A 13,646-nucleotide genomic window follows, 5' to 3' on the forward strand; every position below is an offset into this window, starting at 1 on the left:
TGACAACCTTGAAGGCTCAACAGCGCTCTCCTCTTGATTTCCTCGCTCAAGCACTGATAGCTTCTCGTAAAGGGTTGCCTAGACCGTCGCTAATTCAAACAATCGACAGCACCCCCTGAATCTTTACCACCATACTCATACAATCCTAGAAAATATTGCAGATACGGGTTCTCTCGTATTTGTTCGACTGTCTCACGGTCGCTGATGCCTAGGCGTTCTTTGATAATCAACGCACCCAGGGCCATCCGAAATCTCTTTGCGGGGGCTCCCACATCCTCGCTGAACTGCTGCGCATACACCGACTCAACGTCATCCCATGGAATCATCTCCGCTAGTTTTACCCAGCGGTTTTCGCTCGATAATTTGCCCCCAAACGGCAGATAGAACTTCTCGAACGATCGTTGACCCGGTGATGATTGTCGGTACATGTCCCTGATTAAGTGCAAGGGTTTTGTGCAGTTTAGCCAATTTCCTTTGCACCGATTCAAGTCGTAACAGCCTGTAACCCTTGTTATGCTGACGTAGTTATTTTTTCAGCAGGCCCTACTTACGGGGCTATCAGCCAGATGGGTGCTCCTTTGCAGTAACGTTAAGCGATGATTGGCTGAAAACTCTCGACCCGCAGAAAGGCAATACTGACCACCTCTGGGCTACCGGATAACCGCTGAGACTTTTATTGAGTTTTTCAGCAAACCCTAATTACGCCCGAGGACATGCTTCTAGAGTTAGTAGCCGTATAACAACCGTGACCAATAGAATGATTAAACAAGACTAGAAAGTAGCCCCACAGACTTTAAGCTGCCAAAATCTTGGACTCAAATTCTTGCTGATCAACAAATGTCTTGAAGACGCGATCCATTTTTGTGAGTTCAAAAATCATTCTCACCTGCTCGGTCAGTCCACACAGATAAATCTGTTTATCTTTAGCACGAACCAGTTTTAACATGGTCACCATCGCACCAATGCCAGTGCTATTCATAAAGGTAACCTGTTGCATATCTAGCAAGAAAATATCTATGTCTTGATGGAGTAACTCTGAGACTTGCAATTTGAGTTCATTGGTTGTAACACCATCTAGAATGCCAGAGGGCTCAAGTGTTTTTAGATTAGTCGTCATGAGAAAATCCTAAATTATTCGAGTGATTGGTTGACAGTTACAAGAATTGTTTTTGTGTTGTCGATGGCAGGATGCACTTGCAGTTATATGTAAAGAATACCCGATGGGAAGCTTTGAACAACTATGCTGCAAAGATCAGTATCTTAAACAGACCAGATAGCGCCACTAAGAGGGTGTCTCTGGTTGCCAATAAGCGGCTCGAATCACAACCCAGAGCAATGCCAAATGATAACAACTCCAGCCAACATTAACAAAATATGTCAAGGGATCTTGCCAATTCCCCAGGATCAACTGAGCCAATCCCCAAAGCATGCCTGCAATAGTAAGACCAAACACGATCAACTGTATGCGTACAAGCCCCCAAAATACTCCAGATTGTCTTTGCTTTGGAGTGACCTTAAAGGATACTTCTTTGCCTGTTAACACACTCCAAACCGCTTGAATTTGAAGTGGAAACAGGGCAATAGTATATTGTTCATTCCTCCATAGCTCTCGAGTTGGAACCCCCCATCCGGCGGCAACAAGGTTTAGACGATTAATGATGTATGTTGGCAAAAAGTGGAGGACAAATGCACCTCCATAACTGCTGACAGGGCTGAGCTCAGTAAAGAAAGAGATGATTGGGCAGAACAAAAATACTGTTACAAAAAACCCTGCAAAGTAACTGTACATGGTCTGGAAGTACTGGAGCCGTTGCCAGAATGTTAGACCCGATTTGAATAATGGATTATCCCGCACCAGTACTTGAATGGTGCCCTGGGCCCAGCGAAGTTTTTGAGTCAACGTTGAACTTAGATCATCTGGAGCAAGCCCCTCAGCCAAAATTTCATGGTGGTAAACAGATTTCCAACCAGCTGAATGCAGACGCATAGCTGTATTCATATCTTCGGTAATACTGATACTAGAAACACCACCAATGAGATCAAATTCGTCTAAACGACTTTCATCAGCCATAAAATCATCAGCAAAATGCTGTAAGCCCATGCTCACTAATGCTTCTCGACGCAAGATCGCATTGGTCCCCGTGTAAAAAGCAGCATTCATACCATCTTTGCCCTGCTGAATGGGACCGTAGAAAAAATGGGCATCGTGGCCAAAGGGATCACCTTTTGGAAGATTGTAAAAGGCTTGGGGTGTTTGGACAAATGCGACTTTATTTAGTTCATAGCGACCACGGTCTAAGCTAAAGCGAAAGAAGTTGGGTAAAACTCGCTGTAAAAATTGAGGTTTAGGGATATGGTCAGCATCTAAGGTGACAATAAAGTCCCCTTGAGTCTCTCCACAGAAGATTGCGTGGTTAATATTACCGGCTTTAGCATGGTGAGGACGATCTTTAGGCTTATGTCTGGCCATATAACGACAGCGAGCTAAATCACTTAGCACATAAGTCTTTTTATCAATTTGTGCCTCTAACGTACGGACTTCGGAATCAAAGGTTGATTGAATGTTGGTATATTCTGACTGAGTGAGTAACAGTAGTTGCCGCGCACTTTGCAATTGTCCCTGACTTTGCCAATAGTGATAGTCGTCTACTGAATCCTGCGGAATAAATTGTTTGATCATCGTCAAACAATTACGTCCATTGGGTTCTCGAACATAGGCAAGGTGATCAGCAAGCTGCGTCAAAATACTAATACCGCGACCGCGTTCGGCATTGCGATCAACTTCATCAGGCAGCTGTTGTAAATGTTTTTCAAAGTCAAACGGTGCGCCTTGATCCCAAATTCGTATAATAATTGCTGAATTTAGAAGAACAAGTTCTAAGTCAATCGGTGTATCTATCGGTAAATGTTTATGGGCATGGCTGACAACATTATCAAACCCTTCACCTAGTAGCGTCTGAGCTGCAAACCAGTCCTTGTCAGGAATCATGGATTGTTTAATGCTAGTAAACCAGTCCATAAGTGGCCCCAATTCACTGAAATCTGTTTTCAGTTGAATTTTCTGACGGCTCAGACTCTCTTCAATTTGATCTAAGTCTTGCTTTAAATAGCGTACTTGTTCTAGACGACTGCTAAGATAGTAGCGTTCAGCCTCTATTTCTGCTGCTGCACGTTGTAATGCTGGTGATTGCAAATCTTGTATACAAAGCTGCTCTGCCATAGCTCGCATATCTGACGAATTGCCATCATCTAGGATGAAAACCCGTAGCTTACTGGCAGGATAATCCATTGCTAACGCTGCCTGTGCTGTTTCTCTGACGAGCTCAATAGGTTCGCTGTAGCACGTAATAAAAATATCAACCGTTGGATAGTCTGTGGTTGGTAATGTTGGCGTCAGTTGACTAAGGCTTTTTACATGACGTTCAAGAGGACGCCATAGCCCAACTAAAAACAACACACCTCCCGTAAACATATAGGCTTCAGCCAATAAGAGCGGAACTGAAAACCATAGTGCCTCCATATTAAGAGACTGGGTAAAGCGCCATTGTAGATACCAGGCTCCAACAATGAGATTCACCAAAACCAAATAACGAAAAAGTAAAGTGCGATCGCGTAACCGTACCTGAATGTTACTCATTAGTGGTTTCTGGTCGAGTTGACCAATAAAGCTACTCATTACCGATAAAAATAGTTATGTAGGTGACTCTTATGTTTCTACGTACGTCAATGGAGTAATCGAGTCGTTTCCATTGAAAAGCAATACAACTGGCGTGAACGTTTCTACCAGTGCTGATGGAAGAACCTTATGCCACATATCTATGGCAATAATTCAAGTCTGCCCACCCATGAGAATGGATCAACATTAGATCTCTTACATAATAGATTTCATGGTACCTAGCAGGTGTTAGTTCACTGTTTCCATGTCAGGTCAATGAACTACGAAGCAACCTAAACCCTTAGTGGCCAAAAGTTTAAGCGCCGATTTGGTGTCCAACGCGCCATCTTCAATCGTATGGTCAAAGGGGTTAAAGCCCAAATCCCTGAATTGTCCCACCCAGGGCGTCCGCCCAAGCTATCGATAGCAGATCAGATTTTGGTAGCCCTAGAATACTGGCAGGAGTACCGCCCTTATTTCCACATCGCCACAGACAAGAGATATCGGAATCGACCATGTGTCATATCGTTCATCGTATCGAAGCTCAAATCTTTAGCAGACTACCATCTGCACAATACAAACAATGAAGGAGTGTGGCTGATATTTTGAAGAAATTTTTCGTATTTTTAACACTACGAATTCTTTGAGGCACAGAAAACGATGACTGCTGCCAATGAATGTTTATAGCAGTTGCAAAAGCCTCATCCCTTCATTAAGGGCAATCTCCAGCTTTGAAACATCATTCTCTAAAGTAATATTACCGACACGACTTTCATTCTCGATGGTTTGACACAGCTTTTGCACAGCGACTAAACCCAAGGCTGCACTGCTTGACTTTAAGGTATGAGAGGCATACTGCACTTGTTCAACATCCTGATTATCCATCGCTAGTTTTAGAGTTTTCAATAGCTCTGGACTTTCAGAAACATAAACATCCAGAAAAGGCTTAAGATTTTCAGGTGTCAATCCGCCCAAAGGAGCCAACGTCTGTTCGAGAATCCCTTTATCTAAATAAATAGGTTGCTCAACAGCATCATCCACCGCATTAGTTGCGTCTGGGCCCACTTCATCAGACACATTCTTTTCAATCATGGCAGCAGTCTTGGTCACCTCACTAAAAGAGGTCTCCAAAACATTGACTAGCTCCCCGATATGGATAGGCTTGCTAATGTAGTCATCCATTCCTGCCTCTAAAAAGTTCTCACGATCTCCGGCCATCGCATTTGCAGTCATTGCAATGATACGGGGTGAGTTATCATCCCAGATTTCGTGAATTTTTTGAGTTGCCATAATGCCATCCATTTCAGGCATCTGTATATCCATCAGAATCACATCATAGTCCTGACGTTCTAAAGCTTTTAGAACTTCTAACCCATTACCAGCGACATCAATTCGATACCCCATACGTCCCAGCAGCTGTATGGCCAGATTCTGGTTAACGTGATTATCTTCTGCCAATAAAATGCGCAGTGGCAGGCGTTCTGCTAAGTGATGATCAATGGCTGTAGAAAGGTGATTGGATGATCGCTCTATAACCCGACTCATTTCTCGTTCAACAGGCTGAGCGGCTACTGTAAAGTAAAACGTGCTGCCCTGATTCACTTCACTTTCAAACCATATACGACCGTTCATCACCTGAACCAACTGCTGACAAATGACTAGCCCTAAGCCAGTGCCTCCATACTTACGGGCGGTTGAGCCATCTAATTGACTAAACGGTTTGAATAATTCTTGCTGTTTCTCTGCAGGAATACCAATACCTGTATCTTGCACTGCAAACTGAATTTCACAGGCATCTTGCACCGATTCAGATGTCACCGTCATACACACATGTCCATGACTGGTAAATTTAATCGCATTACCAATTAAATTCACTAAAATCTGCCGTATATGGGTAACATCACCAACAATAACCGGCGGTACATCAGCGGCAATCTGGATTGATAAGGACAGCTGTTTTTGGGTAGCTGAAGGGGTAAGAAAATCACAAATGTCTGAAATGCAATTCCGTAGATCGAACGGTTGTTCTTCTAGCTTTAGTTGCCCAGATTCGACCTTCGAGAAATCTAGAATATTGTTGATAATACTTAAAAGAGACTCACTACCCTGACGAATGGTCTCGATAAAGCCCTGTTGTTCTGCCGTTAGGGAAGTATCTAGCAACACGCTAGTCATGCCAATAATGGCGTTCATCGGTGTACGAATTTCATGGCTTATAGTCGCCAAAAATTCACTCTTGGCACGAGTAGCGGCTAGGACATCATCACGGGTACGGGCCAATTCTTGGGCCGCTTGTTCACGCTCTAAGGCTCCTCTAATCCACTGGGTGATTAATCGCAAAAATTCGATTTCACCATTGGAAAACTCTGCTCCGCGAGATGTTTGACTACTAAAATACAGGGTGCCATAGGGGCTGCCGGCCACCCAAACAGGCATCCCTAGATAGGTTTCCACTTTAAATTTGGTGTAGCCAGGATGGTCTTTCCAGAAGGATTGGCTAGCCGATAAAATTGAGAAGGGAATCTGGGTTTCACTCTGCAGGGTTTCTTGGCAATAGGTTTGTGATAAAGGAAATTGCATCCCTTTGAGGGAAATTCCACTTTCAGAATACGACGCAACAATGGTGCTGGTAGTATCTACCGTCTTGCTCAGAATCCCCAGGTCTAAATCAAATTGCTGACACCCTAGGTGCAATAATCGTTCAAGGGTTTCGCAAAATGTCGCGGCTGGGGTAGCAATGATTTCATACAGAGAACGCGTCGCTACCTCACTTTGACGCAGTGCCGATTCAACTTGCTGACGCTGCATCAGCTCAGCTTGCATCTGATGGTAGATTTCGGCCTGTTGCGTTGCGATCGCAACTTGAGTTGCCAATTGGCCCAACAAATCAGCTTCCAACTCCGTCCAATGCCGGGGTCCTCGACAATGGTGCGCAATCATCAGTCCCCACAGTTTCTGACTGCGCAAAATCGGAACACAGAGAATAGCCCGGACCTGTAGCTCCTCTAAAAATTTTATATGACAAGATTTATAGTTGGCCTCATAAATATCGTCAACCTGGCCAATACGGCCTCGCTGATACAGATCAAGATAGCCCTCACCAAAACAAGGGTCATGAATTGTTTGCTGCAATACTGAATCACAGTGCTCGTTAACGGCCTCAACCGGAACAAAACCACTCCAGTCTGGATTGAATTGATAAATGACAACCCGGTCGGTGTCCAAAAACGTTTGAACTTCATTAACCGTGGTTTGGAGGCAAGCGTGCAGATCTAAGGACTCATGCACCTTGGCCGCGATCTCACTAATCAGCCTCTCTTTCTTAAGCTGCTGCTGTAGGACACTTTCAGCCGTTTTGCGTTCCGTGATATCACGAATAATTCCCTGAATGAAAGGCTGACCGTCAATTTGTAGGCGTTGGGCCGATACCTCAGCAGGAAACTGGGTGCCATCACGACGACAAAACAAAGTTTCAAACGAGGTCTCACCCTTTTCCATTACAGTCTGAAAAGCAGCTTTACAAGCTTGCAGCACTGCCTGCGGATGTAGTTGCTGAACCGTTAACTGAGTAGCTTCTGCTTGGGAATAACCAAAAAGATTGAGGGCCTTAAGATTAATATCTAAAATTTGCCCCATGGGGTCATGCAGAATAATACCGTCATTGGAGTGGTCAAAGAGGGTTTTATACTGCTGCTCAAACGCTTCAAAACTTTGGGTAATAGCAACCATGGCGGAAGTGAATTGACTCTATATTGAAACGTGGCAGTGGCAATGGCCGTTGCTGATGGAGAATAAATCGCTTTTTCAAATTGACTTAGTTCTGTGATGCGTCCAATCGATTGAGAGCAATACGTAGGTTTTTACGAGCCTGAGTTAAGTCATTGATCACCGCAGATATTTGAGTTACTGAAGCCGAGTTTTGAATATGCTCGCAAATAGTTGCAATTTCTAGTAAGCCCCAGGCTTGGCTAAAAGCCCTCAGACTATCGAGAATAGTATGGACTTCGGCGCGATCGCACATGGACAATTCGGCCAGACTACGTTCCAAAGTTTGTTCCGCCAGCATCTGAAATCCTTGGTAAGCAATTCTATTTTCTATACCACCCAGGGGATATAACCCCTGTATCAACTGTGCAGAATCTAACACAGTTGTTGCATGCTCCAGCGTATCTCGTGTAGGAGTAATCTCTTGCACCCCAGTCGTTCCAGATGTGCCGTTGCTATTCAACACTATGACATCACTAGGTCTGGGGCCAGACGCTACTAAATCAGCTGGTGGCACGACAGCTTCTACAACAGGTATTGGCTCTTGGTCAATAGATTCTGCTACCGTCCCTACAACTCCACGCTTTTCAGCACATGCCCGCAGCGCTACCACCAATTCCTCAATATGCATAGGCTTACTAACATAACCATCCATCCCAGCCGCCAGATATTTTTCCCGATCACCGGTCATGGCATTGGCCGTCATCGCAATAATATAGGGATGATCTTCCTCTGCCCATGATGTACGAATGGATTTTGTGGCAGTTAAACCATCCATTTCAGGCATTTGAATATCCATCAAAATCACATCATAGGTCTGCCGCTTCAGACAATCGAGCACTTCTAAGCCATTACTCACCAAATCCGGACGGTATCCCAATTTGGCCAACCATTGCTTAGCAAGCTGTTGATTCACCAAATTATCTTCCGCAACCAAGATTTTGAGGGGAAATCGCTGGGCCATTGCCGGATCTACTTTCTTTTCCTCCACAACAGGCGCTTGCACTTTGACTTTGCCAGTAACACTGTAGACCAAAGCATTACAGAGATCATTTTGACGGCATGGCTTATTCAAAAAAGCCATGATCCCCGCCTTCGTCGCCTGTTCCTTTAGGCCACCCGTACGAATAGATGTGAGCATGATCAGCGGTAAGTTAGCATGCTGATGCTGTAATTTCTTAGCCAAGGTCAATCCATCCATTCCAGGCATTTGCATATCTAAAACAGCAACATCAAAAGGACTCTCCATTTCTTCAATTAATCCCAGAGCTTCATAGGCAGAACGGGCTGTAAATACTTCCATCTGCCATTGTTTCGCCTGATGGGTCAGGATATCTCGATTAGTATCGTTATCATCCACAATGAGTAATCGCTTGCTATTTAGAACCTCGGTCGGCAAACCAGCATCTTCGCCAACAACGGACTGAGTCCTCACAGTAAAGAAAAAGTTTGACCCCTTATTCAGCTCGCTTTCCACCCAGATATCTCCGCCCATTGCTTGACAGAGCCGTTTACTAATAGCAAGACCTAAACCAGTACCTCCATATTTACGCGTAGTGGATGAATCAACCTGTTGAAACGCATTAAACAGAAGTTTGACCCGATTCTCTGGGATACCTATTCCCGTATCACTGACACAAAATCGAATAACATGCGGGCCCTTATCCTCAGTGGTATCTACATTAGAAAGAGATTCAGTTGTAACCCGGACAATAACTTCTCCCTCATGGGTAAATTTAACCGCATTTCCCAATAAATTAACTAAAATTTGGCGTAATCGTGTTACGTCGCCCAACAAATTAACAGGAACATCAGCAGCCAATTGATAGGCCAATTCCAAATGCTTCTCTGATGCCTTTGGAACGATTAAGTCCAAACATTCTTCAATACAAACCCTGAGGTTAAATGGACATTCTTCCAACTCAAGCTTGCCAGACTCAATTTTAGAAAAATCAAGAATATCATTGATAATACGCAACAGCGTATCTCCACTGTTGCGAATAGTGGCAACAAAGCTCGTTTGTTGCTCACTCAACTCAGTATCTAGCAAGAGGCCTGTCATCCCAATAACCCCATTCATCGGGGTACGAATCTCATGGCTCATCGTTGCGAGAAAATCGCTTTTGGCATGAGCCGCTTCTTCAGCTCTCTCCTTTGCTTCTGTCAGAGACTGTTCGCGGGTGGCGACTTCATAGGCCATATGCTGAAATGCTCGCGCCAATTCTCCAGGCTCGTCTTGCTGTTTAGCAATAGGATTTAGACTAGTAAATTTTTGCTGCCAATCGTCTAGATTAGGCGACTGATTATTACGTACTTGTTTGGCTAAATGGGTAAGTTTTTTCAGCGGTTGTACAACCTTCTGCTTTAGCAACCGATTCATCAAGAATATGACGGTAGCCATGATCCCAATGACGATAGCCATTACCAGCTTCAGATACTGGTGACCGTGCTGCAATACCGTATCTGCTGGAACATAAATAGTTTGGGCGGCCACTACTTCATTGAGCTTCCAGTTGTATCCCTGTAAACGCCCATAGGTCTCTATCATGCTCCGAGGAGCATCTTCCACACGACCATGACACTCTAAACAGCTCTCTTTCTCAATCTTTAAAGGACGTGCAATATAAAAGAGGTTGGTACCGTCCTGTTGGCGATATCCACTCAGTTCGGTAGGCGCATTATCCTTGCGAAATGTATTAACTAGGTCAGTTTCAAAATCATCAGCTAGGTCCCTAGGATTGGATGGATTTAATGTGGCCTCTTTATATAAGAAATTACTATATTCAGGTGATTCTCGAAAATGCTCAAAGACTTCTCTAGCGCCATAAGCTGGCACAGTTTCTCTGATAAATGATCTAGATTGAGCTAACTGCTCAGCTAGTTGAGGTTTAATACTATCGCTAGTATAGGCGCGCACAGAATTCATGGTTTGAATCATCATCTCTGCTCGCGCTTTAATCTCTACCTTAGCTAATTGCTGCATTGCATTCGAAAGTGCAATGCCGCTAATGGCAATCCCCCCAATAAAAACGACAGTAAAAAAAAGCGTAAACTGCCGATTTAGTGTTCTATTTTGGACCATGAGATTATTGACAAGTTCTTTGAATAAATTTCAATTGTGCTGTAAGTAGAGAAAATGACTTACCTGATTTTCATACAGATTAATTCTGATGACATCAGAATTAATAAGGATTTATTGCCCGATTTCTCGAAAGCCCTCGCAAAATAAGTAATTTCTCGGATATTATTTTTGTTATTCAAGGTCTGACAAAGGGAATAATACTTCCCTGCTTTAAAAGAACAGTTCACCCCTGCCTGCATAGCCAACACAATTCCACACGGCAAGCACATGCCCGGACATAACTCAGCAAAATCACGCAGGCAATTCTCTCGCAGAAAATATGTTGAATTTCGACAAAATTCTGATAGAGGACAGCACAAAAAACAATATTCAGGGCAAGGCTTTGGGGGACTTTATTTAGGGTTTGCTGAAAAAATCAATCAGGCTAGAATCCATGGCCTCAATCTGCCAAACGCACGTTGTCGCATTTGATTAATGCATTAGCGATGTGCTTCCAGGTGTGATGTGTCTCTTGCAACCAGGGCTGGATAGCCGAGTGTTCCAGGTGTACCCAGAAGCACACCAGCCAAAAAATAAAACGGCGTAGCCGTTTCTCCAAATTCATCACCAGAAAAGTTATAGCAATCATGGTTTCGGCGGTTTGGGCCAGTTTGGCCATGACCCGCCCGAGACCAAATCGCCGTTTGGCTTGACCGAACTTGCCCTCAACTTCAACGCGAATGCGTTCATCCTCTCGGGCCTGTTGTCGCAGTTGGGTCTGGTGTGTTTCATCGAGAGACGGTCGGCCTAATGGTGGGCCACTCAGACGAATGCCGTGTTGTTTACACCAGTCCAAGTTAGGCCGTGTTCGGTAAATCTGGTCGACATGCACCGACTCTGGATAATGGCCTGTGCGAGCGCGAAACCGCTCTATCTGGTCAATCAAATCGACCGATTCATTGAAGTTATCCCAACTCAGGTGGTCGAGAAATACAAATCCCGCCACACAACTAATGGCGATCTTGGCCCCAAACTCAACCGGGGTTCCGGCTTTGCCTCGCACAATAGGACGAACATGGGGTTGCGAAATACTCACAATGCGCTCATCAATCCGACGGCTCTTTGGGTCGTACATGTGCTGCTGTTGGCGATACACCTCATGAATGACCAACAGCGTCCGATACTCACGGGGATTCAGGGCCGCTAAGGAGGCTCCTGCTGTGATTAGCCTATCGATGTGGGCTAGATTACGACGTAAAAAGTTGAGGTGTTGTCGGATCCCTTTACGAATCAGTTTATGGGGCTTTTTACGCTTTTTAGCAAGGGTTAGATAGGCTTTTCGCGCCTTGTTGCGATAGGTCCGTGGCTTTTGCTCCATACAGCCTGCCACTTGTTGATATAGCTCATCTATCAGACGTTCACTATGCTCTCTGGCCTCGTTGAGTAAATCAAGATCCGTCGGATAGCGAATATCCGCAGGCGCACAACTCGCATCCGCGATCAGTTTTCCGCGATTCCCGATGGGTGGGGTATCGGGTGGATCTGAATCCTCCTCATCTGAGGGGGACTCCTGACCTGGGTCTGGGTCTGTCCGTGTGGCTACGGTGTCTGGCTCCATGCCGGCTGCGACGACGGATTCGTTGACTTGCAAGACTAGGTCAATCCCAATCCGTTGGCGGAAATGCACCAACATCGACGCATCAAACGGCGCGGCATCACCATACTCATACAATCCTAGAAAATATTGCAGATACGGGTTCTCTCGTATTTGTTCGACCGTCTCACGGTCGCTGATGCCCAGGCGTTCTTTGATAATCAACGCACCCAGGGCCATCCGAAATCTCTTTGCGGGGGCTCCCACATCCTCGCTGAACTGCTGCGCATATACCGACTCAAACTCATCCCATGGAATCATCTCCGCTAGTTTTACCCAACGGTTTTCGCTCGATAATTTGCCCCCAAACGGCAGATAGAACTTCTCGAACGATAGTTGACCCGGTGATGATTGTCGGTACATGTCCCTGATTAAGTGCAAGGGTTTTGTGCAGTTTAGCCAATTTCCTTTGCACCGATTCAAGTCGTAACAGCCTGTAACCCTTGTTATGCTGACGTAGTTATTTTTTCAGCAAGCCCTATTTAGTTAGAGAAATCACCTAGCAGTTAGAGAAACCACCTAGCAGTTAAACAAAATCCAAGGGGAATCATGTAAGCAATTCGTTGTGGATCTAGTCATTTTTTCTCAGCCTAATATCCATTCAAACAGACTACCCTATCTAGTGAACCAATGAATAAGCTCAGGTTAGTGAATCTATTATTCTTCTAGTTTCTGTATAGTCGCAGCTATAAATTTTTCCGAGCATCAGGGGATTTTATCTATCAATGAATACTTTTAATCATCAAATTTCATTTGTTAATCATCGAAAGCACTTAAATGACAATCCAAAAACATGCGCTAATACAGCGCATTTTAGAGCAATTACCACCGGAGGAACGCTATTCATTCAGTGAGCATCAGATTAAAGCTCTCCATCACTCTGCTATATCTTTACCTAAGGCAAATCATACTATTAACATCCGTTGGTCAATCCCCTTTCCAGGCCAAGGAATATATTTAGTTTTTTTTGCAGGAAAAGAACGTCGTTCACGTAAGCGATTACTTGCCGATAGAGATTTTCAACTACTGCCCAGAGCTATACTTATCCTCGCCTCACTTCTTGGTTGTGCAGTAATTTCTTGCTTAGCCTATAGTCAACGAATGCTTGCTATATCTAAGCAGAATTCTGCATCTAACTTGGATGAGTCCTCAAATATCATCCACCCCACTGTAGTACCATTCAAATATAATCAAGATCAATGTGAAACAAGTTTTCGTGAGTGGAAAGATGGTAAATGCATTGACTACGAACATAACCATACTTTCTAGGTTCAAGTTCGACCTTATCCACTAAATCCAGCAATTCCGAATTCAAAAATGTAACAACTGATACGGACAAGTGCCTGAAGTATTGGGTGAAGTTAAAGAGGGAGCACGTCAACCGGGCACTGGTTCCGTCGACTGGGTGCCTTGAAACACTTGGCTTCAGTGGGCTAGACAGCATATCGAATAGAAAATAACTGCGACCAAGATATCCCTGCCTCCAAAATTCCTAACTTCACAGCAGGGAC

Annotated in this window: 6 protein-coding genes and 1 pseudogene; 1 reads left to right on the plus strand and 6 read right to left on the minus strand. The window is 44.5% G+C overall.

Annotated features, from left to right (window positions below):
* Nucleotides 1-131: 131 nt before the first annotated feature.
* The 6 genes and pseudogenes from VB741_RS24985 to VB741_RS25010 all read right to left on the minus strand — a co-directional run.
* Nucleotides 132-428, minus strand: a pseudogene (locus VB741_RS24985) (transposase); the annotation flags it as partial.
* A 365-nt stretch (nucleotides 429-793) separates the two neighbouring features.
* Nucleotides 794-1,117: an STAS domain-containing protein gene (locus VB741_RS24990; protein WP_323367944.1), complete on the minus strand. Its 324-nt coding sequence runs from the start codon at nucleotides 1,115-1,117 to the stop codon at nucleotides 794-796.
* Nucleotides 1,118-1,282: 165 nt separating this feature from the next.
* Complete coding sequence (locus VB741_RS24995) at nucleotides 1,283-3,676, minus strand: glycosyltransferase family 2 protein (protein WP_323367945.1); 2,394 nt, start codon at nucleotides 3,674-3,676, stop codon at nucleotides 1,283-1,285.
* Nucleotides 3,677-4,336: 660 nt separating this feature from the next.
* On the minus strand, nucleotides 4,337-7,384 hold the full coding sequence (locus tag VB741_RS25000) for a GAF domain-containing protein (protein ID WP_323367946.1): 3,048 nt from the start codon (nucleotides 7,382-7,384) through the stop codon (nucleotides 4,337-4,339).
* An 85-nt stretch (nucleotides 7,385-7,469) separates the two neighbouring features.
* The gene (locus tag VB741_RS25005) at nucleotides 7,470-10,502 is read right to left on the minus strand and encodes a response regulator (protein ID WP_323367947.1); all 3,033 of its coding nucleotides are present in this window, start codon (nucleotides 10,500-10,502) and stop codon (nucleotides 7,470-7,472) included.
* A 439-nt stretch (nucleotides 10,503-10,941) separates the two neighbouring features.
* Nucleotides 10,942-12,498, minus strand: coding sequence for an IS5 family transposase (locus VB741_RS25010; protein ID WP_323367949.1), 1,557 nt, complete (start codon nucleotides 12,496-12,498; stop codon nucleotides 10,942-10,944).
* Between the two features lie 414 nt (nucleotides 12,499-12,912).
* Here VB741_RS25010 and VB741_RS25015 point away from each other — a divergent pair, with 414 nt between their 5' ends.
* Nucleotides 12,913-13,404: a hypothetical protein gene (locus VB741_RS25015; RefSeq protein WP_323367948.1), complete on the plus strand. Its 492-nt coding sequence runs from the start codon at nucleotides 12,913-12,915 to the stop codon at nucleotides 13,402-13,404.
* Nucleotides 13,405-13,646: the final 242 nt, after the last annotated feature.

Origin of the sequence: Leptothoe sp. PORK10 BA2 (assembly GCF_034932105.1) — a bacterium.
GTDB lineage: Bacteria > Cyanobacteriota > Cyanobacteriia > Phormidesmidales > Phormidesmidaceae > Leptothoe.